Origin of the sequence: Saccharicrinis aurantiacus (genome assembly GCF_947489045.1) — a bacterium.
GTDB classification, from domain to species: domain Bacteria; phylum Bacteroidota; class Bacteroidia; order Bacteroidales; family Marinilabiliaceae; genus Saccharicrinis; species Saccharicrinis aurantiacus.
The window spans coordinates 589,780-615,364 of record NZ_CANLCN010000001.1; the positions used below are offsets into that span (position 1 = coordinate 589,780).

Here is a 25,585-nt window from a genome sequence, read left to right on the forward strand (position 1 = left end):
CTTCTATTGATTAAATATTGAGTAAAACAAAAGACAAGACAATGCAAAGGCTGCCAAATGGTGGCCTTTTATACTTTTATTAGGTAAATGCTTGCTTATTAGAGTGACTTTAATTTCAAATCACTATTTTTGCGGCTTAAACAAAAAGTACATGTCAATTATCTATACCCCGCAACAATATAAGTTAGCAGATAAAGCCCAAGAGAATTTTATTGATGCCGATGAGATTCATCAAATATTAGAGGCGGCAAAAAGCCCTCATGCTGATGATGTCCGTCGTATCATAAGCAAATCCTTAAACAAGGAGCGCCTTTCACTTCAAGAAACGGCTGTGTTGCTAAATGCCGATTCGCCTGAACTAATACAAGAAATTAAAGACGCTGCCAAGGAGTTAAAAGAGCGAGTGTATGGTAAGCGAATTGTGCTTTTTGCACCACTTTATGTGGGTAACTTATGTATTAATAATTGTACTTATTGTGGTTTCCGTAACGAGAATAAGGATCAAAAAAGAACCACGCTTACACTAGATGATTTAAAACTAGAGGTGAAAGCCCTAGAGGATGCCGGACATAAAAGGTTGATATTGGTTTATGGTGAGCACCCAAAATACGATGCTAATTTTATAGCTGAAACCGTTAAAACAGTTTACGGAGTGAAGCATAAAAATGGCGAAATCCGTCGCTTAAATATTAATGCTGCTCCACTTGATGTTGAAGGATTTAAAACAGTGGCTGATGCAGGTATTGGTACCTACCAGATATTTCAGGAAACCTACCATCGCGAAACCTACGATAAAGTGCATAAAAGCGGTCCAAAGAAGGATTACGATTGGCGTGTTACAGGCTTAGATAGAGCCATGGCAGGAGGCATCGACGATTTGGGCATTGGTGCTCTATTGGGTTTGTACGATTGGCGTTTCGAAATATTAGGTTTGTTGCGTCATGTGAACCATCTTGAGTCCGTTTTTAATATCGGTCCGCATACCATTTCATTTCCACGCTTGCAAGATGCCTCGGGCATTGATGTAGATTCAAAATGGAAAGTATCTGATGCCGATTTTACCCGATTAGTGGCTATCCTCCGATTAGCAGTTCCTTATACAGGGCTAATACTAACCGCTCGTGAGCCAGCCGAAATCAGAGATGAGGTATTGCAATATGGCGTGTCGCAAATAGACGGCGGAACCAATATTGAATTAAAAGGCTATTCGGCCGATGAGGAAGAACAAAACTTGGATAAAGAGCAATTTGTAATTTCAGATAACCGCAGTCTTAATGAAGTGATGGATGAGCTGGTTCAGAAAGGTTTTATCCCATCATTCTGTACGGCATGTTATCGTAAAGATAGAACGGGTGAGCACTTTATGGAGTTTTCGGTACCCGGATTTATCAAAAGTTTTTGCCAACCCAATGCCATGCTTACTTTGGCGGAGTACCTTGAGGATTATGCACCACAATCCACCAAAGAAAAAGGTTATAAACTAATAGAAGAGGAACTCGCTAATTACGAAGATGAACGTTTTAAATCGCGTTTATTACAGCGTTTAGAAAACATAAAAAGCGGCACCCGCGATTTATATTTTTAGTGGAATTATATTCATTTAAAGATAAAGGTTGCGATTAATTAATAGTGCACTACCCCTTCTTGTGAGCTTATTGGTTTTAAGCATCTAATTACTGAAACCTTAATGCAAGTAAAGCGTATTTATCACAAATAAACTTTACACTTATGAAACTAAATACTTTAGTTGGAGGAGTTATTATGGTAGCTTCCCTTTTTGCCTGCGAGGTAATTGATGACCTGCAAGATTCTGTTGAAGATATTCAGAATATGGATAAAGCAGCTGATGCCATTGTTGATTTTGGCTTAGCATCTAAAGAATTTGCTCAAGTTAAATTAACCGGCGCATCATATGTAGCTCAAGCAGAAACAGAAATAAGATTCGGCCAAGGAACTACAAAATCTACAGATGCTATTATAACAATTGTACCTTATGATCAAAGTTTCCCCAAAACAGTTACTATCGATTTTGGCGACGGAGTTCGTGGTATTGATGGGGTTCTAAGAAGTGGAAAGATGCAGATTATTCTTGAAAATGGATGGGGAACTCATGAGGGGGATAAGCAAAATATAAGTTTGGTCAACTATTATCAAGAAACTAGTAAAGTTGAAGGAACCTATAAATCGGAAAGAAAGGCTGATGTTATGGGAGCTCCTGTATTTGAAGTCAGTTTAGATAATGGTAAGGTCACAAAATCATCAGGTGAGGTAATTACGTATACTCAAAATACTACACATACTAAAGTAGAAGGGGATTCAACCCCATTAATTTATGAAGATGATGCGCATGAGATTGTAGGAACTCAAAGTGGTATTTCTTCAAAAGGATACAGTTACATTTTTAAAGCAGATGCTGATGCGCCTTTATATCATTCAGCTAACTGCCGTTATATTAGAAGTGGTGAGTTAGATATTGAAGTAGAAGGTATCGAGCTATTACTCGATTACGGCGAGATGCATGAGAATTGTGAGGATGATAGCAGTGCAACTTTGATTTATAAATCAATAGAGAAAGAGATTACTTTATAAACATATTCTATTGAAATAGAAATGCCCCTATGCTGAGAAGTGTAGGGGCATTTTTGTTTTTATATCCTCAGTGTAAATTCAGTTGTAATATCGGAAATGATCGATTATTGATTGTTTTTGTATTTATTTAAAAATAGGACTCTTCATAGTTTTACATCCTGTAAAGAAGTTTAAAATATATCATTATCTAAAATATTTAAACAATGAAGAGTGCATTGAAAATAAGCTTTATTGCAGTTCTGTTAATTACAGTTACACAGCTGCATAGTCAAAAGAAATTTAAAGCCAACTGGGAATCTCTATCTCAATACGAATGCCCTGAATGGTTCCGCGATGCTAAGTTTGGTATTTACACACACTGGGGTGTATATTCTGTACCAGAGGATGAATCGGATTGGTATGGAACTTATATGTACACCGAAGGACATCCTAATAATACCACTCATAAGGAAAACTATGGCGACCCAAAGGAATTTGGATACAAAGATTTGGTACCTCTTTTTACAGCACCTAAGTTTGATGCCGATGAATGGGCTGATTTATTTGTGGAGTCAGGAGCTCGTTTTGCAGGTCCTGCTGGCGAACATGCCGATGGTTTTTCGATGTGGGACTCAAAAGCAAATCCATGGAATTCGGTGGATATGGGACCTAAACGCGATATTGTTGCCGAGCTAGAAACTGCCATTCGAAAGCGAGGATTAAAGTATGTTGTTAGCCTTCATCATTCGTGGCTTTGGGGTTGGTTTCCCACATGGGGTGAGAATACGGATTGTGCCAATCCTGCCAACGAATCTTTATATGGCGAAAAAGTTGCATCAAGCGCATGGAGAGTTGAAGGTGAACGTGGATATTACAAGGTTGATCCAATGCCAAGTGCCAAGTTTGAAAAGTTGTGGCTTGAGAAAGTAAAAGAAGTTGTTGATGGTTATAATCCTGATTTACTATGGTTCGATAATCGAGTTCAAATACTTTCAGAAAAAGTTCGCCAAGAGATGATGGCCTACGCTTATAACAATGCTGCGAAGAACAATCAGGAGTTTGTGTTAACATTTAAGCGACCTGATTTTCCTTTGGGTACAGGAACTGTTGATTTAGAACGCAATCGAATGCCCGATATTTATCCAGAACCTTGGTTAACGGATAATTCTATCTCTAAACAAAAATGGATTTGGCATAAAGACCTAAAATGCTATCCAACCAATAACCTTATTGACGATTTGGTTGATATCGTTAGTAAAAATGGTAACCTATTATTAAATGTAGCGCCACACCCTGATGGCACTATTCCTGAGGATCAGAAACAGAGATTGAGGGAGATGGGGCAATGGTTGAAGTTAAATGGTGAGGCCATCTACGAAACTCGTCCTTGGCTAGTTTATGGCGAAGGGCCTACCGAAACAAAAACAGGTCATTTAGCAGATATGCATTTCGATGGATTTGGTGATGAAGATATTCGTTTTACAACACGCAATGGACAATTATATGCCATAGCTTTAGGTTGGCCAAAGTCAAATGTACTTTCAGTAAAGTCGTTAAGTTCTACTTCTTTTAATGGAGATATTAAGCGCATCGAGTTAATCGGATCAAAGAGTAAACTAACTTGGGAACAAACTAAAACGTCTTTAAATATTCAATTGCCATCGGCAAAGCCATGCGAGCATGCTTTCGTATTTAAAATTAATTAGCTATGAATCCTAATAAGTTACGAATTGCTGTTCGCAAATACGATCCCTTTGAATCTGCCATCGCAAAAATATGGCAGAAATTTAAAGATATTACAGCTTGCCCTCTTGAGCTTGAGTTGGTCCCTCTTGATTTGCATCCTTTATATGAGGAGATCATTGTTAAAGGTGGACTAAAAAAAGGGGATTGGGATATTACATTTATCAATACCGATTGGATTACTGAGGCGGTTAAAGATGGTCATGTTGAAAAGCTAGATGCCTATATAAAAAGGTCTGCACCTGATTCTTATCCTGAAAATTGGTCATCATCGCTTTTGCAGATGCAAGAGTTTGATGCATCTGTTTATGGTTTGCCTATGCACAACGGACCAGAATGTTTGATTTACAGAAAGGATTTATTTGAAAGTAGAATCGAAAAAGAAGCTTTTAAAATTAAATATGGGCGTGAATTAGCTGTTCCATCTACATGGGATGAATTTAGTGAAGTGGCCGAATTTTTTCAGCGACCTGATAAAAGTATATATGGGACTGTGTTTGCTGCCTACCCAGATGGTCATAACACCGTGTTCGATTTTTGTTTGCAATTATGGACGAGAGGCGGCGAGTTAATAACAAAAGATGGTTCTATCATTCTTAACTCCGAACAGGCCATTGTGGGGATGGAGTATTATAGGTCGATATTGTGTAATTCTGCTATAATCCATCCAAAATCGCGGGATTTTGATTCTGTGCAATCAGGGATGGCATTTGCCAATGGCGAAGTGGCTATGATGGTAAATTGGTTTGGTTTTGCTTCTATGTGCGAGGTTTATGAGAAATCAAAGGTAAAAGGAAAGGTTGATATTGCCTATGTGCCTGCAGGTGAAGAGGGAGAAGGTGTATCCTTAAATGCCTATTGGCTTTATGCTCTGGGAACAGGCAGTAAGCATAAGCAAGTGGCTTACGATTTTATGCGTTTTGCCATTAATGCCGAAAATGATAAACTTCTTACTTTGGAAGGAGGAATTGGTTGCCGAAAATCAACGTGGATAGATGCTGAAGTGAATAGTGTTGTTCCTTATTATCATAAATTAGAAGAGCTTCATAAAAATACCAGAGCATTACCAAAGCTAGCCCATTGGCCAAAAGTAGCCAGCGTAATTGATAAATTAGTATTAGAGGTAATTAATACGGAAAAAGATATTGAAGATATATTAAATGAAGCACAACTAAAGTTGGATGCTATGTAAGTTCAAAGGGGAATCGGAAACTTCATATAATAAATTTTAAGGTTGTGATTATTAGGAGCTGCATTTAGGCGCCTTGGTAGATGGCCTCTTTATAAAATGCTTTTGATGTAAGTTAAAGCTTTAGTAAGACTGAGAAGCTGAGAGCGTGCTCGAAGATCACTCAGCCGCACTTAAGTTTTAATTTTTCATCGGAAGTAATTTATAAAGCAGCCTTGATGTTTTTTTCTTAGTTTTTGTCATCAAGAACAAAAAGTAAGTCAGGGTTTGGGATGAAATCCCAATAAGTAAAGTCGTTTAGGATAATATTGAAAAAAAAGAGTTATAGGATTAAATTTTAAATTAATTGATATGCCAGAAAATACACCAATAGAGAATCACAAAGATATTAAGCTTTATAATACAGAAGATTGGCTTTATGAGGATTTTGTAATCGGACAAAAAGATCGTTCCATTAGTAGAACCATCTCCGAAGGAGAATCGATGACATTTAACGGTCTTGTGCTAGATATGCACCCATATGTTGGCGACCAGAAGTTTGCCGAAGAAGAGGGGCTATTTGGCAAAAGACTTGTTGCAGGTGCTTTGGTATTTAGTATGGGACTTGGCCTTATGGCCAATAACAATGTAAATACTTTTAGCTATGGATACGATAAACTACGTTTTATTAAGCCTGTGTTTATAGGTGATACCATTTATACCATTAGAACGCACCTGAACAAGCAAGCTAAATATGATAAAATGGGATTGATAACTGTAAGTTATGAGGTTTATAAACAGCCGGGAGAATTGGTTTTATATTGCGAACACCTACAAACGGTTAAGTATAGAAACCCTGAAAAGGTAAAGAGATAATTATTTTAACAATGCAAAAGGATACCATTAGGTGTCCTTTTTTTATACCCTTAACCTTATTTTATAGAGTTGCTGAATTGTTAATTACAATTGATATTCATTCTTAAAATTAATGCTGTTTTTATAGTCTCTTGGAGATTGATGTATATATTTTTTAAAAACCTTTCCGAAGTTTGTTGGGCATGAGAATCCGCATAAATCTGCTATCTCTCCAATTGGTTTTGAAGAAGTATCTAGCAATAGTAGTGCCTTTTCTATGCGTTGTTTGTTAATATAGTCGAGTGGCGTTTGATAGGTAAGCTCTTTAAATTTTCTAGTATAATGATCAGGCGAGAGATGACATAAGCTGGCGAGTTGACCAATGGTTATATTTCTTTGAATGTTACTGTGTATGTATTTTATTGAGTGAGAAATCCGATTGTGTACTTCGCTTTCTAAGTTCATTTTTGGAGTGCTAATAAAATCAGAGATTAATAAATCTAGCAGTCCAGCTGATTTTAAAATATTACCTGCATCACTAATTTTATTTTTATTGATTCCTAGCTTCATCCTTTTCTGATAAACATTGGGGTTACCTGTTGGGAGATGCATCCCTTTGTTTAAATCGTAAAGTTTGTTGAAAAAACTAAAATGATGTGGTTCTGCTTTTATTTCATTAATAAAATTAAAAAGCTGATAAATATTTAATCCATCAGCAAGTTTAATTGAGAAAGTGGCATAATATTGCTCCATATATTTGGGGCATTTATACGTACACTGAATAAAGCTCGGAACCAAATAGAGGTACCCTTTCTTAAGTTTTAGCGATTTATCACCTATCAGCATATGGGCTTCTCCCTCCGTTATCAAATACAATCGCGAAAAAGGGCTGATGATGTTTTCGTAATTCCATTCTTTCCCCAATGTACAGTGTGCAATGGATGAGAGATTATAAGATACATTATTTAGTAAGCTTAAAATATTCATGTGTCAATGTGTGTAGCTTAAAATTCAATAGGTATTAGTATTTAATTGCTGATGCAAAATAATTAGAATATCGGAAATTATCTATTTATTCCTTAGGGTATATAACAAAAAAAACGAGCACCCTAATAAGGCGCTCGTTCTATTTAAAAGCAACATTAACAATTCCATTATTTAATGATGTATTACATTCTTCTTGTTGGTTTTCCGCTGTCTCGGGTTGTATTATAAAGACTCATTAATTGTTTTACCTTTTTAGCATATTTAGGATTGTTGATATAGTTGAGCTCTTCATGTTCCCAAATATTGGTATTTAAATCAAAGAGAGCAATTGGCGTTCTTTTACTATCTGTTTTATCACGCTTATCAAACTGTACAATTAATTTCCAGCCATCCTTTACAATCATACATTCTTTCTGAGAACCTCCTTGTAACATTACATAAGGGCGTGGTTTATCTCCTTTTTCTTGTAGCAAAGTAGGATATAAGTTGTATGAATCTAAAGCACCTTCACCCTCAATGCTAGTGCCTGTAATGCCAGCTAGAGTTGCTAAAATATCTAAACCAATAACCGGATTGTTAGACTTGGTATTTCCTTTAATGCCATTAGGCCACGATACTATAAATGGTACACGACTGCCGCCTTCGTACGGATCGTTTTTACACCCTCGGTAAATATCACTAGGCTCGTGACGTGCATTCCAAGTATCTCCATCAACATGCAAGCCGCCATTATCCGATGTAAATATGATAACGGTATTTTCGTAAATACCTTCTTTCTTCAAAGTCTGCACCATCATCGCAAGTTGCTGATCTAGCTCTTTAATCATATCCATGTGCTTGCTAGGAGTGGTTCCTTTTATCTTCACACCGTTAAGTTCGTTTGGTGCTTCGTGAGGAGTATGCACGGCTTGCGAGCAATAGTACATAAAAAATGGTTTGTCGTCTTTGGCATGGCTTGAGATATACTCAACAGCTTTGTTGGCAATTAAAGGACCAATATCACTTGGTTGCCAATAAGAGTCACCTAATCCTTCTTTCTTTTCCATTACAAATCCATTGCGTTTGCAATATCCTGAATCTATAAGAGCAATCATTGACTCTTCATGTAAGGGATACCAAATGTCATTTTCGTAGGCAGCATAGGGTTCGTTTTGAATTCCAGAAGGAAGCGTAAAGTTGTAATCAAAACCATTTTGACTAGGGCCATCAGCAATAATTTTTGAGATATCAGCTCTCAAATTCTTTTTCCCTTTACCTTTAACAAGCTTATAAATTTCTTTCGACTTGTCCTGATCTGCAAATCCGGTTCCTAAATGCCATTTGCCTATAAACGAAGTATTGTAATCGGCTTGTTGCATCAATCTTCCAAGCGTTAGGGTTGAAGGAGTAAATACAGATTCAGCATAACCACTCCAAACACCCCATGGTAAAGGACTACGATAATTTAAATTCCCGGTCATTATCGCATAGCGCGATGTGGCACAAAGTGCAGCAGGGGCGTGAGCATTGGTAAACATCATCCCGCTTTCGGCTAACTGATCTATATTCGGAGTTTCTAGTTTAATGTCAGGATTGTGTAAGCGTCGGTATTTTGATACATCTCCTACGCCTAAATCATCGGCCAATATAACTATTATATTAGGTTTCGAATTTTTCTGTGCCATGGCTGGCATAGCTATTAAACTAATTAACGCAGCTATTAAAGTGCATCTAATTAGGCTCTGAAGTTTATACATACAATTCATTTGTTTATCATTTAATTTCTTTGGATAAAAGTAAGGTAAAGGGAAGTAAAACATCGGGGGCAAAATTGCGATTAAATGGAGTAATTTTGATTTGTAAGCCATGTACCATGGAATACATTAAACCTGGATTATGTATTAGAATATCGTAATGAGCATTGAAAGTGCAATAAAACAAGGGTTTATCGATACGAGGCATAGCACGATTCTGGTGAGTTGAGATAAAGCTACGAAGTAACTTGTTTTGAAGCAATTTCAATGCGTAACAGATAGCTAATGCATATTGCAGGTTAAATTCGAAGGAGCTATTTACCACTAGCTTTTACTATCAAGTTATTTTAATATCACTATGAAGCAACTTCAATTTTTAGTCTAAATTCTTTCGGAGTTAGTTTTTTAATTTCTTTAAAACGACGGTTAAAGTAAGCTAAGTTTTCAAATCCAATTTCAAAAGCAATTTCAGAGATGCTTTTGGGCGTGGTAGCTAAAAGTTCGCATGCCTTACTTATGCGTAGCATATTTATGTAGTGCGAAAAGGTATGTCCTGTTTGTGTTTTAAAAAAATTGCAGAATGCAGACTTGCTCATGTCAACTTCTTTGGCAACATCATCAATGGCAATGCTATTAAGATAGTTGTTGGCTAAAAAATTAAGAACAATAGCAGTTTTGTCGTTATATAACTTCTTATTATCGAATTTTACGCTCGATAGTTTCTGATATGAGCTATCAGGCAGACTAATAATTTCTATAATCTTAAACAAAGCCACATAGTTGCCTATTGAAGGCTCTAAGGTCATACTTTCTAATACCTTAACTACTTCTTTTTTAGTGTGATCAAACAATTCGAGACCATATTTCATCTGTTCCAATAAATGAAAGGCCATATTAAACTCAGGAAATGAAATGCTGTTTTCGAATATTGAAGCCGGAAAAAGTACTGCAATGGTTTCAATCGGATATTCTTCATTATCCTGCCCGTTACCCACTACATGAAAATGTGGTAGTCCTGGACCTAATATTACCAATTCTCCAGTTTGATAATTGTCAACGTAATTACCAATAATCTTAGTACCATAGCTTTTCTTTATATAGATAATTTCATATTCAGGATGAAAATGGTGAGGTGCGTAAAAGGTTTTTAGCTGATCGTTTTTAACCAAAATGCTCTGGTTGGCAGATTTAATCACAGGTTTTAGAGTAGCACGCATAGTATAATTTAATTATTTGGCTGTAAATATATAAATATTTAAAATATAGTATTACTCTAGCTAAGTATAGTATTTGATGTAATGTGATCGTATCCCTAATTTTGTTTCAGTAATTTAAAGAACTTTAAAATAAAATATACCTCATGCAAAAGTATTATTCTATTCTATCCATAATTGTATGCTTCATTTGCTCTGTGTTTTCAGCAAATGCACAGGTAACAACAAATAATAATGAAACCATAATAAAATACCTGTCAGGTACCGATAAAGACAATCTTATAGATTGGGAGTTCTTTGTTTCTGATGGACGAAAAAGTGGTGAGTGGACTACCATAGGCGTTCCTTCTTGTTGGGAACAAAAAGGTTTTGGAGCCTACAATTACGGTCAAGACCCCTTAGATGATCGCGCTGAAGAATATGGTTTGTACAAGCATAAATTTACAGTTCCGAAAGATTGGAAAGGTAAGAGTATTAAAATTGTTTTTGAAGGTGTAATGACTGATGCCGAGGTTAAAGTAAACGGTAAGCTTGCTGGCGAAATTCACCAAGGTGCTTTTTACGAGTTTAATTATACTATTAGTAAATTATTAAAGTATGGTGCCGATAACTTATTAGAGGTTAAAGTGAGCAAAGTGTCAGCTAACGAATCTATTAACCATGCCGAGCGTGATGCGGATTTTTGGATTTTCGGAGGTATTTATCGTCCTGTTTATTTAGCAGTGTCACCAAAAGAGAATATCGATCGTGTAGCAATTGATGCAAAGGCCAATGGAAATATATCAGCCGATTTATTTGTTGATGTTTCATCAGCTAGTAATGTTTCTTTGGCGCTATTCGATTTAAAAGGAAAAAAAGTACAAGATTTAAAAGTTGAGAATCTTATTAAAGGCAATGAAAAATGGAATGTAAGCGCTAAGGCTTCAAACATTCTGACTTGGAATGCTGAGGAACCCAACTTATATAGTCTTCAAATTAATTTATTAAATAAAAAAGGCAATGTGCTTCATCAAGTTAAGCAACATATTGGTTTTCGTACTGTTGAGATACTTGAAGGTGACGGTATTTATGTAAATGGTGAGCGTATTAAATTTAAAGGTGTAAACCGTCATGCTTTTCACCCATCTTCCGGTCGTACCACTTCAAAAGCTTGGAGTATTGAGCAAGCAGAACAAATTTTGGATATGAATATGAATGCAGTTCGTATGGCACATTATCCGCCCGAAAAGCATTTTTTAGAAGTTTGTGATTCATTAGGGCTTTTTGTTATTGACGAAATTTGTACCTGGCACAATCCGATGCTAGATACTAAAGTAGCTCGTAAAATTGTAAAAGAAACAGTAGTTCGTGATGTGAATCACCCTTCTATTTTACTTTGGGCTAACGGGAATGAGCAAGGTTGGAATCCTGAAGTAGATGATGATTATGCCCTTTGGGATATTCAAAACAGAGAGGTAATTCATCCTTGGAGTATCTATAAAAAGACGAATACCATTCATTATAGTCATTATCATTCTTTGATAAATGATTCTTACACAAAAGAGAAGATACTATTTCCAACAGAATTTTTGCATGGCTTATACGATGGCGGACATGGTACTGGTTTAGATGACTACTGGAATATAATGTGGAATTTACCTTTAAGTGCAGGAGGGTTTCTTTGGGATTTTGCCGATGAAGGTATTGAGCGTACCGATAGAAATAACGAGATAGATTTACAAGGAAACAAAGCCGCAGATGGTATTGTAGGTCCTTATGGCGAAAAAGAAGCCAGTTATTTCACTATTAAAGAAATTTGGTCGCCTATCTATATCGAAGATCGATTTATTAAAAGTGATTTTAATGGTATTTTCAGATTAGAAAACCGTTACCACTACACCAATTTGGATAAATGTGCGATGACTGCCAAATGGCTCAAGTTTAATGGTCCAGAGGATAAGGATAACTTTGAAGTGATTGCTGAAAGTAAGGTTCAATTACCAAATTTAAGTCCATCTTCAAAAGGCAAATTTACAGTTGATAAACCTCAAAATTGGACTACAGCTGATGCTTTACATTTAATAGCTACTGACGCTAATGGAAAAGAAATTTTCACATGGTCTTACCCTGTGTCTACCCCAAAGCAAGTAAGTGCGCCAAAAATTGATTATACAGCTAAAGGAACTGTTAAAACAATAACTAGCGATAAAACAATAAAAGTTGAAGCTAGTAATATAACTTATAGTTTCTCTGAAGAAACAGGTTTGTTGCTAGAAGTAAAAAAAGGAAGCAAAGTTATTCCTTTAAATAATGGGCCAATCATCTTAAATCAAAAAGATAGAGTTATTGATTTAAAAGTGAGTGAGCTAGACGGGAAAACGGAGGTTTTGGTCACTTTCGAGGAAAAGAAATGGATGCCTGCTTGGTCTACTATCAGAGAAAAACGTTCTGATATTATTAAATGGACAATATATGCCAATGGTTTATTGGATTTGAAGGTAGAACTTAAAGGCTTCAGAAATTTAAAAGGTTTCAGAGGGATTACATTCTCATTTCCGGAAGAGGAAGTAGCAGGAATGAAATGGTTAGGAGATGGCCCTTATCGCGTTTGGCGAAATAGAATGAAAGGAACTCGTTTCCAAGTTTGGGAAAACGATTACAACAATACAGTTACCGGCGAATCAGGTTTTGTATACCCTGAGTTTAAAGGATTCTTTTCAAGTCTTTACTGGTCAAAAGTAAAAGGAAATAGAGATAATGGCTTTACTGTATACTGTAAAACGCCTCATACTTATTTGCGAATGCTAACACCACAGGAACCTAAGGAAAACAGAAAGGGTAAAACGCATCCTGATTTTCCCGAAGGAGATATCTCTTTTCTGATGAACATATCTGGTATGGGTACAAAGTTTGATTATCCGGAATCAACAGGTCCACACGGAAATAAAGAGCACTATTTCGGTAACGATGATGAGCCTATTGTACTTGATTTAACTTTTGAATTCTAATAACAGCAACTCATATTCTTTGGCACTTGTATTATACGCATGCCATAATAAAATGATATTATCATGAAAAATATTTTTTCTTCTTTTCTTATTCTTACCGCTTTATTATTAGGTAGTACAGGAGAGTTATTTGCGCAAAATACAACCCAAATAAAGTACTTGTCAGGAACAGGAAAAGACCATACAGTAGACTGGAGTTTCTTTTGTTCTGAAGGAAGGCAAAGTGGAGAATGGACTAAGATAGCTGTTCCTTCTTGTTGGGAATTACAAGGATTTGGGAACTATAACTATGGTCGAGATTATAAAATTCCAAAAGAATATCATAAGGAACACGGACTTTATAAACACACCTTTAATGTTCCTGCGGATTGGAAGAATAAAGAAGTAAAAATAGTATTCGAAGGTGTAATGACCGATTGTGAGGTGAAAATTAACGGGAAGTTAGCTGGAGAAATTCATCAAGGTGCATTTTACGAGTTTAAATATTCGATTAGTAAACTAATTAAATACGGAGCGGATAATTTATTAGAAGTTAAAGTCGATAAGATGTCGTCAAATGCATCTATCAATTCAGCAGAGCGTAATACTGATTTTTGGATATTCGGGGGGATTTACCGCTCGGTTTATTTACAGGTATTTCCCAAAGAGCATATCGAGCGTGTTGCTGTTGATGCCAAAGCTGATGGAAATATACAAGCAGATATTTTTATAATTTCAAAAAAGGCTGTTGATGCAAAATTAGTTTTGAATGATGTACATGGTAAAAAAGTACAAGATTTAAATATCTCAGATATTAAAAAGGAAGCCGGAAAATGGAGGCTTTCTACAAAAGCTTCTAATATTCTTACCTGGAATCCTGAGAAACCAAACTTGTATCAACTACAGTTGAGTTTGCTCGATAAAAAAGGAAATACCCTTCACACTGTTACCAATAGAATTGGATTCAGAACAGTAGAGATTAGAGAAAGTGATGGTATTTATGTAAACAATCAGAAAATCAAGTTCAAGGGTGTGAATCGTCATAGTTTTCACCCAGAGTCTGGACGTACAACTTCGAAAGAGTTAAGTATTGAGCACGTTAATATGATTAAGGATATGAATATGAATGCTGTTCGTATGTCTCATTATCCGCCAGATGTTCACTTTTTAGATGTTTGCGATTCATTAGGTCTATTTGTAATAGATGAACTTTGCACCTGGCATACACCGTACCTCGATACTGAGGTGGGAACAAAACTAGTTGAAGAACTAATTGTACGCGATGTAAATCATCCATCCATTGTAATTTGGGCCAATGGCAACGAAACCGGATGGAATCTAAAGTTAGACGATCAGTTCGCAAAATGGGATATTCAGCAGCGCGAAGTAATTCATCCTTGGAATTCGTTTAATAAAATGAATTCCATGCATTATCCCGATTACTATAAGTTTGCTTTTGATTCTCCTGTTAAGGATAAAATCTACTTTCCAACCGAGTTTCTGCACGGATTATATGATGGTGGGCATGGAGCAGGATTGGATGATTATTGGAAACAAATGTGGAATATGCCTTTGGCAGCTGGAGGCTTTTTATGGGATTTTGCCGATGAAGGTGTTGTACGTACTGATAAGGATGGGATAATCGATTTAGATGGTAATCATGCTCCCGATGGTATTGTTGGACCTTATGGTGAAAAGGAAGGAAGTTATTTTACCATCAAAGAAGTCTGGTCGCCAATTCATATACCAGTGCGTTATATCAGAAATGACTTTTCGGGGATATTCAATGTTGAAAATCGTTATCACTACACCAATCTTGATGAGTGTGAAATGACTGCACAGTGGGTTGCTTTTAACGGCGGGCCCAATGGATCAAGCAAAGTAAATGTATTGAATGATAGTAAAGTGCAATTGCCAAAACTTGAGCCGGGAGCAAAAGGTGTTTTTAATGTTGAGAAACCTAGTAATTGGAAAAATGCTGACGCTTTGTATTTAAAGGCAACAGATATACATGGAAAGGAGATTTTCACATGGTCTTATCCTGTTAAAACAGCCCAACAAATCAATAGCGATAAAATCACTTATGGTAAGGATGGAAAAATTAATGCAACTACATCAAATGAGTTGATTATTGTAAATGCTGGCGATGTTGAATTTAAGTTTTCAGAGAAAACCGGACTGCTTAAATCAGTCACTAAAAATGGTGTTTTAATACCTTTAAAAGATGGCCCTATTCTGTTGGGAAATAAAACAGACCTAAAGGATGTAAAAGTAAATACCTTAAATGATAAAGTGGAAATCACTGGATTTTTTAAGGAAAGAAAAAAATACTGGGATTGGAAAGAGAATAACGAAATGACTCAGGATTTCTTTAAGTGGACAGTATATCCAAATGGGATAGTAGATTTAAATGTTGAGCTTAGAAATAACAAAATAGTAGAAGGTTTTATGGGTATAACTTTCTCTTTTCCTGAGGAAGAAGTTAAAGGTATGAAATGGTTGGGCGATGGGCCTTACCGTGTGTGGCGAAATCGTATGAAAGGTACACAGTTTAATATTTGGGAGAATGATTATAACAATACCATAACTGGAGAATCGGGTTTTGTATATCCTGAGTTTAAAGGTTTTTTCTCAAGCTTAAATTGGGCCAAAGTAAATGGAAACAACAACAATGGTTTTACGGTTTATTGCCATTCAGATCTTACCTTTTTAAGAATGCTCACACCCGATCAACCTGAAGATCCTGGCAAGGGAGCAACTGTAACTGAATTTCCTAAGGGAGACATTTCTTTTGTGAAAAATATTCCAGGAATTGGAACCAAGTTTATGAAATCAGAAGACTCAGGGCCTCAAGGAAGCGATAAAAACTATTTCGGAAATGTAGACGAGCCTATATTAATTGATTTAACATTTGAATTTTAAACCACACAGTTTTCTATTATATAATATCGTAAACCATGAATAAAAACTTATATGTATTGGCAGTGGCATTGCTTGCCTTGTCGTGCAATTTAAAACAGACCCAGAACACTGAGGAATTCCCATTTTTTATACCCGATGAAAAACCTAATCGTCCATTAAGTGCTGCCGTTGAGCGTAATTATGAGGCTTACGAGCACATTCGTCCAGAGGCTTCTGAACTATACACTCAATTTAAGTATACCAAGCTTGATGGATTTGATTATAATGGGGGTGATGGAACTATAACGCGTCGCGATCCATCAAAAGTAATTTTTGAGAACGGAAAATACTATGTGTACTACACAGGTCGTAAGTCTCCGGTTAAACCAGTTGGGATGTCACGCGCTAAAGAAGCTACAGATGTTATTCCTTCTGCCGATTGGGATTTATCAGATATCTGGTATGCAACTTCTGAAGATGGTTTTACATGGGAGGAGCAAGGTATTGCTGTGCCTCGTCCGCCAAAACCACAACCTGGCTGGCGTTCAGTAACCACCACCGATATCTTAAAATTCAATGGAAAATTTTATTTGTATTTTCAGGCATTTATGGAAGCCAGCGGTTTGCGTGGCGATTTCTGTCCGGTTTCAGTAGCTTGGGCCGATTCGCCTGACGGACCATGGCATCACACAGGAAAAATTGTTATTCCTAACGGGCCAGAAGGTTCATGGGATCAATATTCTATTCACGATCCTTATCCATTGGTGCACGATGGTAAAATCTACTTGTATTATAAAGGAGATTTCGATAAGCGAGAAGAGTTTAAGCCTTCAAAAATTCGTATGCAAGGTTTAGCCATTGCTGAAGATCCATTGGGCCCTTTTGTAAAGCATCCATTAAATCCGGTTATTAATTCAGGGCACGAAACTACCTTATTTCCATTTAAAGAGGGTGTTGCAGCAATTATACAGCGCGATGGACAAGAGCACAATACCATTCAGTATGCCAAAGATTGGGTGAATTTTGAAATTGCCTCTATCACCGAAATGTTACCAGTGGCTGCAGGTCCATTTGTGCCAGATGCATTTACTGATACAAAAGACGGTAGAGGTATCACTTGGGGAATATCCCATGTTATTAATGCTGGCGGAAATTGGAGACATACCATATTAGTACGTTTCGATTGTGATTTAAGTCAAGATGTAGATGATCAGGATATGAAAGATCACTATTACAATTATACTCCAGAATACCTTTATAAGCACCGTTTAAACGGAAAGCAAAAAAAACGTATTCAACAGCAAACCAGGGAGCTTAAAAATCAGAAATAATGAAATATAAAATAAAGTCTTATATAAGTTATATAATGAGCTTACTGGCAGTGTTATTGATTTCCCAGCCTACTTTAGCTCAAAAGGATAAAGATATAGCCAACGATTATTTTAGGCAAGATGAGCAGTCAGATTATGGTACACAGAACGATAATCCATTGACTTACGACCTTAGTGGTCACCTTTGGAAAATTCAAGGTGCATTACCGGGTAGAGGTCTCGAAGAAAAAATCCCTGAAATTAGTTACGATCATATGGGTGATGCCTTAAATTGGGCACCTGCTCATGTGCCAGGAGACGTATTTACCGATCTATGGCGAATAGGACGCATTGATGATCCTCATTTCGGAAGAAATAGTACAAGAGCCAAATGGGTAAACGAATACGAATGGTGGTACCTGCGAACTTTTAATGTACCCAAAGAAATGAAGGGTAAAAAAGTTGAGATTACTTTAGAAGGTGTTGACTATGCATACGATGTATTCCTCAACGGTGAACTTTTAGGATCGCATGAGGGAATGTTTACCTCAGCGTCTTTCGATATTACGCACTTAATTAGCTTTGAGCATAAGCGTAGAGGTAGAAATGTACTGACCATTCGTTTACATCCTGCTCCGCGCAGATATAGTCAGGTGGCCGGAAGAAAACCTGCATGGCATGGTGACTATTGGGTGGATTTAGTTCCCACAGGTATTTGGAAGCCGGTTAAATTAGAAGCTTATGAAGATGCAAAAGTAAAAGACATTTACGTTCAAACTAAGTTAGGAAAAAAGAGTTCTGCTGATTTAGATATCCAACTTGAAGTTGAAAATCCTGGTAAAACAGAAAAAATAGTTGATATAGAAATTGATATCCAAGGGGAGAATTTCAAGTCGAAATCATACACAGCTACAATTAAGCAAAAACTCGCTCCTGGTATAAATGAAATTAAAACAAATATACGTGTGCCTGATGCGAAGCTTTGGTATCCATGGGATTTGGGAGATCAAAATTTATACCTAGCTAAGGTTTCTTTAAAAGGAAGTAAAGACAATATTTTGCATGCCGATTCAAAATTATTTGGTATTCGTGAAATTGAAATGACTATGAATCCCGGTTATACTAAGGATGAAGTTGAAAATCCTTGGACAGTGATGATTAATGGTAAACGTCACTTTATGCGTTCAGGAACATGGGGTGGACCTCCGGATATCTTTTTCGGACGTGCATCTAACGAGAAGTACGAAGAGTTTGTTCGCTTAGCTAAAGCAGGTAACATGAATAACCTCCGAATTTTCGGGTGGCATCCTACTGAAATACCTTATTTCTATGAGTTGTGTAATCGCGAGGGTATTACCGTTTGGCAAGATATTCTGCCTATTGCAAGTTTATCTTTACCAAAATCAGAAGAGTTTAAAGAGGCTATTTTCTCTGAGGCTATCTCTGTAGTAAAAGACCTGCGTAACAATCCTTGTATGGTGATTTTAGAGGGAGGCGAAGAAATTTTAATGACAGCTTCAGATCCAGTGCACAACCTTAATTTAATGAAAGAGTTGGGCGAAGTAGTTAGGCCATACTCAAATTTACATTATGTGCCAGTTTCACCCTTAAGTGATCATATTGGTAAAAAATTAGGTTTCAAATCTAAAGAGAGTATTCATGCCAACGGTTTGTTTTATAGCGAAGGTAGAAGAAATACAGAGCAATTTTTTAATGGACAAGATTATGCTGCTGTGGCCGAATTAGCTATTTCATCATGCCCAAATGTTGAGAGTATTAAGAAGTTTATTCCTGAAGATGAGCTATGGCCTCCCGGACCAAGTTGGGGACATCACTGGACGGATTTCGACACATTTCGTACTCTTAATTTCGAAATAGTAGGTTCACAAGCAACGGGCAGTATGCAGGAGTTTGTGGATGCCACTCAAATAGCACAAGGAGTTATTTTTCAGTACGGTATTGAGTATTACCGAAGAAGAAAGCCAAAGTCGAGTGCCATTTGTATTTGTCACTACATCACTTTTGCACCAGATATGAAATGGGGTATTGTTGATTACTATCAACAACCTAAAATTTCGTACAACTATGTAAAGAATGCTTTCCAACCTTTATTGGTTTCGCTTCAGCACGATAGAAGAAGATGGTTGCCAGGAGAGCAATTAGAAGGTAAAATTTGGGTTGTGAATGATTTCTACAAAGAAGTTAAAGGATGTACCGTTGATGTGGTGTTCTTAGATGATAAGAAGAAAGAAGTAAGTAGAGAAAGCATTAAGCTTGGAAATATTGGCCCAGATAGCTCTAAAGAGTATGCTACGGTTAACTGCAAAGTTCCAGGGAATTTAGGAGACCAATTTCATGTAGAGTTAGAGATGCGTGATAAATCAGGAGAGGTAGTTTCTGTAAACGACTACTTGTTGTTAGTTGGCGATGAGAAAGTTGATTTACCTCGATTAAGAGAGATAGGACAAGAGGCGATTGATAAGAAAGAGAAATATGGCCCGCACAATTATTTCAGATACTTTGAAGGTTTAAACGGAACCAGGGGTGTAAAGCAGGCAGATGAGTTAATGCCCAGAGTAAAAGAGTTTGAATAATTGAAATACCGTCGTAATCAAAGAGCGTTTAACTCCTATCTTAAATTGGTTGAATCACTAATTTTGAGAGAGTTTTAAGTAAGAGAATACACGCTCTTTAATTTAGTTAATTAAATAATCAATTTATTATGAATACTTACTTTAAGGTTACGATGGGGCTTTTTATGCTAGTGTTGCTATCCTGCCAACAGCCATCAAATAAAAAATCAGTAAAACACTTTGAACCAACTTGGGAATCTCTGCAACAGTACGAGTGTCCAACATGGTTTCAAGATGCTAAATTCGGTATTTATACCCATTGGGGTGTTTATTCTGTGCCTAAGGCTGAGGGTCATAGCGATTGGTATGGTCGTAATATGTATAACAGCTGGCATAAAAATTATAAGTTCCATAAAAAAAACTATGGTTCTGCTGAAGAGTTTGGATACGAGGATTTTGTTCCGATGTTCAAAGCGGAAAAGTTTAATGCTGATGAATGGGCCGATTTATTTGTAGAGGCAGGTGCACAGTTTGCAGGTCCTGCAGGTGAGCATGCCGATGGATTTTCAATGTGGGATTCTAAAGTTAACCCTTGGAATTCTGTTGATATGGGCCCAAAGCGCGATGTGGTGGCTGAGATGGCCAAAGCAATCCGTAAGCGAGGAATGAAATATGTAGTGAGTATGCACCACTCTTGGTTATGGGGTTGGTTCCCAACCTGGATGGAAGGAACAGATTGTTACAATGCAGATGAAGGCTCTCTTTACGGAGAAAAACTACCCGAATCGGCATGGAGAGTTAAAGGTGCCAAAGGTTATTATACTGTAGATCCAAGACCTAGTGATAATTTTGAACGTGTTTGGCTCGAAAAAGTAAAAGAGGTAGTGGATGGCTACTCGCCAGATTTATTATGGTTCGATAATCGTATTCAAATACTTTCAGAAGGAGTACGCCAAGAGATGATGGCTTATGCTTATAATCATGCTGCAAAAAACGATCAGGAATTTGTATTAACCTATAAGCGCCCCGATTTTCCTTTGGGTACAGGAACTGTTGATTTGGAACGTTCGCGTATGCCAGATATTTATCCAGAGCCTTGGCTTACTGATAATTCAATATCAAGAGATTCGTGGAGTTTTACTTCTGACTTAGAGTGTTATACAACCGATCGATTAATTCATGATTTAGTAGATATTGTAAGTAAAAATGGCTGTTTGCTTCTTAATGTGGCACCGCATCCTGATGGTTTCATTCCAGAAGAGCAGCAACAACGTTTACGCGAAATGGGTAAATGGCTTAAACTAAACGGTGAAGCTATTTACGAAAGTAGGCCTTGGACCATATATGGCGAGGGGCCTACGGAGACTAAAACGGGTCATTTAGCCGATCAAAAATTTGATGGTTTCTCTGATCAAGATATTCGCTTTACTACTCGCGATGGACAATTATATGCTATTGCATTAGGCTGGCCAGAGTCAGGTATTTTACCTATTAAAGCCCTAGGTGCAGCTTCTTTTAGTGATGAAATAAAGAAGATTGAGTTAATCGGTCATAAGGGCGAAATCAAGTTTGAACGTAAGCAACTCTCTTTAGAGATTCACTTACCAGATACGAAGCCATGCGAAAATGCTTATGTGTTTAGAATAAATTAAATAGTTAATTAACCTTCAATAATACACACACTGAAATTAGTTTGCTTTCAGTGTAATAGATTCTAATTTTCTAGATATGAAAAAAACAACAGATATAAAAATTGTCTTTTTAATTAGCCTAAGCCTACTACTATTTAAGAATGCCGCTTATGCCCAACAGCAGCCCAATGTGCTTTGGATTGTAACCGATGACCACCGTTACGATGCCATACGTGCATTTAATAAAATGCTGCATAATCGCGAAATGAGCGAACTAGGTTATGTTGAGTCCCCAAATATCGACCGCTTAACAGAGATGGGAACTACTTTCATTAATTCCTATTGCCACTCTGCTGTTTGTGCACCATCGCGTGCCGCTATGCATTATGGCCGCTATCCATTCCGATCAGGAGTTTATGAGTTTGAGTACCACAATAACAATGCAGAACACTGTAAGCCAACATTACCAGAACAGATGGCTAGTATGGGATATCAGACTTTCCATGTTGGAAAATTGGGGGTACGTATAAAAACAATTAAAGATGGAAAAACAAAACCGCATCCTATTTATCAGAACGATATCAGCTTTAAAACAATGGCCAAAGATGGCTTTACAGATTGGGGTAAAGATTGGTTCAGAGAATTTGAAGGAGAAAAGTTAGAGAAACCTATTCAAAATTTGGTGTTTTTTGTTACTCCTGATGGTAAGTTTGAATACAATTCATTGGAGCTTGAAAAACAAAAGCCCGAATTTAAAGGGATGAGTGAAGAGGTAATAAAAAAATACGATTTATTGCGTCATCACACTCCAAAGAAAGGAAAATACCTAGATAAGGGTATGATACTTTCAGGGGTAAGTTCGCAACCAGCAGGTAAAACGCGCGATGGGTATTACACCTCAACTCTAGTTGATTACCTCAATAATACCGAGGAGAAGTTTTCTATAGGTTCGCAAACGGTTAATGGCATTGATCCTTCAAAACCTTTGTTTGCCCACATAGGTTATGATTTTCCACATACGCCCGTAATTCCACCTGCCGACTACAGAGAGCGTTTTCAAAAGCATACCTATAAGGTGCCTGAGTTTGATGAGAAGGAGCTAGAAAAAATGCCGAAGCAAATTAAAAGGTACCGTAATCATGCGGCATCTGATCATTATACAGATGAAGAAAAACAAAAAATGATTCAAGATTATTATGCCTTTTGTGCTTATGGTGATGCGTTAGTTGGACAATCAGTTGATGCTTTTATAAAGTATAGCGAAGACAAAAAGCAGCCTTGGATGATTGTTTATGTAAACGGAGATCACGGTTGGAAGTTGAACGACCATGGGGCGGTTTCAAAATGTACACCTTGGGATGTGGATACGCACAATCCAATAGTTGTAGTTTCATCGGATAAAAAGAAATACCCTGCAGGTAAGGTGGTGCGTAATTATACTGAGTTTGTAGATATAGCACCAACTATATTATCTGCAGGTGGTGCCAATATAAAGGATGAGAAATATAGTTATTTAGATGGTATGGATATGGCAAAAATTGCCGATGGAAGTGCTCCTGTTAGAGATTATATTATTGGCGAAAGCCACGCCGCAACTGGGCCAAGGGCCTATATTCGCACAAAAGATTATGTATTTTCAATGCAAACCCGACCAAATAAAGTACGCGGAGAGAATATAAATTGGGCACGAAATGCTGATTACGAGCAATTAGATGCAGCGTTGTATTACATGCCTAATGATCCGAAAGAGTTAAATAACTTGGCTTACAATAAGGAATACGAAAAAATAGCAATGGTTATGAAAGAGAAACTCATGTCTATTGTTTTAGGCGACAACCGAGTTGAAGTCAATTGGGAGAAATGGGGCAGCGGTACCGATACTTACCATAGTAATTATGCACCAGGTGCTCACGATTACAAGTTAAAGATTAAGTAATATCAAGCTCAGGATTATGTTTAAAGACGAGTTCATTATGATTAAAAAAGCAGTCATTTTATTTGTAGTATTTCTTTTAATTATTGAAGGTATATCTGCACAAGAAAAACCAAATATTGTTTGGATAACCACCGAAGATAATTCTGCTCGATGGTTACGTTTGTACGATGCTGAAAATGGCGTGCCGATGCCCAATGTTGAGAAGTTGGCTGATCATGGACTGGTTTTTAACAATGCCTTTTCAAACGGAGCTGTTTGTTCGGTGGCGCGTAGTACTTTGTTAACGGGTTGCTATGGGCCAAGGGTTGGCAGTCAGTTTCACCGCCATGCCTTTGCAGTTCCTATGCCTAATGGATTAAAAACTTATCCTGAGTATTTTAAAGAGGCCGGTTACTACACCGCTAACTGTGCCAAAACCGATTACAATTTTGATGTTGATGTGAATGGCATTTGGGATGCCTGTTCAAAACAAGCATCGTTTAGAAATAGAAAACCAGGACAGCCATTTTTGCAGGTGTGGAGCTTACAGGATACGCACGAAAGTAGAATGCACAAACTCTTAGATAATAGAGATGAAGCTACACTTATTACACGCCCTAACTCAGTGAAAATATATCCTTACCACCCAAATACGCCAGCATTCCGTAAATCGTATGCACATTATTACGATAAGCATCGCGATGATGACAAGCGTATTGGAGCTTTAATTCAGCAGTTAGAAGAAGATGACTTAATGGATAATACCATCATATTTTATTATGGAGATCATGGTGGTACTTTGCCGCGTTCAAAGGGATATATCTACGAAAGCGGTTTGCAAGTTCCTTTTGTGGTTTATATCCCTGAAAAATGGAAACATCTTTTTCCTGCTCAAGCAGGAGAGAGAATTGATGGTTTCGTGAGTTTTGTTGATTTTGCACCAACAATCTTAAATTTAGCGGGTATAGAGGTACCAAAACAGATGGATGGAATTCCATTTTTAGGCGAAGGAGTGAAGCTAAGTAAACTCAATAAAAGAGAAGAAACTTACGGTCATGCCGATAGGTTTGATGAAAAGTACGATTTGGTGCGTAGCTATCGCAAAGGAAAGTATAAGTATATGCGCAGTTATCAGCCATTTAATATTGATGGTTTGTATAATGATTATAGATACCAACAAGTGGGCTATAAAGAATGGAGATCCTTATATGATGCCAATAAACTAAATGCCATCCAATCCGCATTTTTCGAGAAGCGTGCTCCTGAAGCTTTGTACGATATAGAAGCTGATCCGCACGAAACGGTAAACTTAGCAGCAGATCCAGCTTATGCTAAAACCTTAGCAAAGATGAGAAAGGGTTTAAGCCAGCAGTTCTTATCCATAAATGATTTGAGTTTTTATCCTGAAGCTTATTTAGAGAAAGAGGCTTTGGAAAATCCAGTTCAATTCGGACTAGATCATCATAAAGAAATTGCGGAATTAATGGCTATTGCTGATTTAGAGTTGAAGCCTTTTAATGAGGTAAAATCAGATATAAAAAAGGCCTTGGTTTCAACTAATCCGTGGAAACGTTATTGGGCTTTAATTGTATGTAGCTCTTTTGGCGAAGAAGCAAAAGAATTTATACCTGAAGCAAAACAAATCGTAAAAAACGATTCTGAAGTTTTAGTAAAACTAAGGGCTGCGGAATACCTTGCTTTAATAGGAGAGCAAAACCCTGTTAAAATTTTCGAGACTCTTTTAAGCAATAATCAAAATCCACTTGAAATTTTATTGATACTCAATTCAGCTACTTTATTAAAAACATTGGATTCAGACTTAGAATTTGTGTTGAATGCCGAGGCCTTGCTGAAAACGGGAGGTGGCGATAAGAATAAAGAAAAGTGGATACAGAGACGAATCGAATTTCTTAGTCTGTAAGTTGTAGTCTATATTTTAAGAATTTATAAACATCACGATTAAGTTTTAAATACACAAGGCAATGATTAACTAAGGTTTGTAAAACAGTTTTGTGTCTTGA

General features: G+C 37.0%; 15 protein-coding genes. 12 read left to right on the plus strand and 3 right to left on the minus strand.

Going from position 1 to position 25,585, the window contains the following annotated elements; genetic code table 11:
• The first annotated feature begins 151 nt into the window (after positions 1-151).
• The 5 genes from hydG (at position 152) to QMO11_RS02200 (ending at position 6,355) form a co-directional block, all read left to right on the plus strand.
• The gene (gene hydG / locus QMO11_RS02180) at positions 152-1,585 is read left to right on the plus strand and encodes a [FeFe] hydrogenase H-cluster radical SAM maturase HydG (protein ID WP_282035827.1); all 1,434 of its coding nucleotides are present in this window, start codon (positions 152-154) and stop codon (positions 1,583-1,585) included.
• A gap of 143 nt (positions 1,586-1,728) precedes the next feature.
• The gene (locus QMO11_RS02185; protein ID WP_282035828.1) at positions 1,729-2,589 is read left to right on the plus strand and encodes a hypothetical protein; all 861 of its coding nucleotides are present in this window, start codon (positions 1,729-1,731) and stop codon (positions 2,587-2,589) included.
• A gap of 203 nt (positions 2,590-2,792) precedes the next feature.
• Positions 2,793-4,274 carry an alpha-L-fucosidase gene (locus QMO11_RS02190; RefSeq protein ID WP_282035829.1) on the plus strand — a complete coding sequence of 494 codons (1,482 nt, stop codon included), beginning with the start codon at positions 2,793-2,795 and terminating at the stop codon, positions 4,272-4,274.
• A gap of 2 nt (positions 4,275-4,276) precedes the next feature.
• Entirely contained in the window at positions 4,277-5,503 is a 1,227-nt protein-coding gene (locus QMO11_RS02195; protein WP_282035830.1) for an extracellular solute-binding protein, read from the plus strand.
• A 348-nt stretch (positions 5,504-5,851) separates the two neighbouring features.
• Positions 5,852-6,355 (plus strand): MaoC/PaaZ C-terminal domain-containing protein, encoded by a 504-nt coding sequence (locus QMO11_RS02200; RefSeq protein ID WP_282035831.1) that lies wholly within the window; start codon positions 5,852-5,854, stop codon positions 6,353-6,355.
• A gap of 84 nt (positions 6,356-6,439) precedes the next feature.
• Here QMO11_RS02200 and QMO11_RS02205 read toward each other — a convergent pair whose 3' ends face one another.
• The 3 genes from QMO11_RS02205 to QMO11_RS02215 form a co-directional block, all read right to left on the minus strand.
• Complete coding sequence (locus QMO11_RS02205) at positions 6,440-7,321, minus strand: AraC family transcriptional regulator (protein WP_282035832.1); 882 nt, start codon at positions 7,319-7,321, stop codon at positions 6,440-6,442.
• 182 nt (positions 7,322-7,503) lie between these two features.
• On the minus strand, positions 7,504-9,057 hold the full coding sequence (locus QMO11_RS02210) for a sulfatase family protein (protein WP_282035833.1): 1,554 nt from the start codon (positions 9,055-9,057) through the stop codon (positions 7,504-7,506).
• A 353-nt stretch (positions 9,058-9,410) separates the two neighbouring features.
• On the minus strand, positions 9,411-10,271 hold the full coding sequence (locus QMO11_RS02215; RefSeq protein WP_282035834.1) for an AraC family transcriptional regulator: 861 nt from the start codon (positions 10,269-10,271) through the stop codon (positions 9,411-9,413).
• Positions 10,272-10,414: 143 nt separating this feature from the next.
• On the opposite strand from QMO11_RS02215, the gene QMO11_RS02220 reads away from it, so the two are divergent.
• From QMO11_RS02220 to QMO11_RS02250, 7 genes are all read left to right on the plus strand, one after another.
• Entirely contained in the window at positions 10,415-13,255 is a 2,841-nt protein-coding gene (locus QMO11_RS02220) for a glycoside hydrolase family 2 protein (protein ID WP_282035835.1), read from the plus strand.
• A 63-nt stretch (positions 13,256-13,318) separates the two neighbouring features.
• Positions 13,319-16,156 (plus strand): glycoside hydrolase family 2 protein, encoded by a 2,838-nt coding sequence (locus QMO11_RS02225; protein WP_282035836.1) that lies wholly within the window; start codon positions 13,319-13,321, stop codon positions 16,154-16,156.
• A 35-nt stretch (positions 16,157-16,191) separates the two neighbouring features.
• Entirely contained in the window at positions 16,192-17,466 is a 1,275-nt protein-coding gene (locus QMO11_RS02230) for a glycoside hydrolase family 117 protein (RefSeq protein WP_282035837.1), read from the plus strand.
• On the plus strand, positions 17,466-20,039 hold the full coding sequence (locus QMO11_RS02235) for a glycoside hydrolase family 2 protein (RefSeq protein ID WP_282035838.1): 2,574 nt from the start codon (positions 17,466-17,468) through the stop codon (positions 20,037-20,039). The genes QMO11_RS02230 and QMO11_RS02235 overlap by 1 nt, the downstream gene beginning before the upstream one ends.
• A gap of 128 nt (positions 20,040-20,167) precedes the next feature.
• On the plus strand, positions 20,168-21,670 hold the full coding sequence (locus tag QMO11_RS02240) for an alpha-L-fucosidase (RefSeq protein ID WP_282035839.1): 1,503 nt from the start codon (positions 20,168-20,170) through the stop codon (positions 21,668-21,670).
• Between the two features lie 76 nt (positions 21,671-21,746).
• Positions 21,747-23,585, plus strand: a complete 1,839-nt coding sequence (locus tag QMO11_RS02245; RefSeq protein ID WP_282035840.1) for a sulfatase-like hydrolase/transferase — start codon at positions 21,747-21,749, stop codon at positions 23,583-23,585.
• 37 nt (positions 23,586-23,622) lie between these two features.
• On the plus strand, positions 23,623-25,485 hold the full coding sequence (locus QMO11_RS02250) for a sulfatase family protein (RefSeq protein WP_282035841.1): 1,863 nt from the start codon (positions 23,623-23,625) through the stop codon (positions 25,483-25,485).
• Positions 25,486-25,585: the final 100 nt, after the last annotated feature.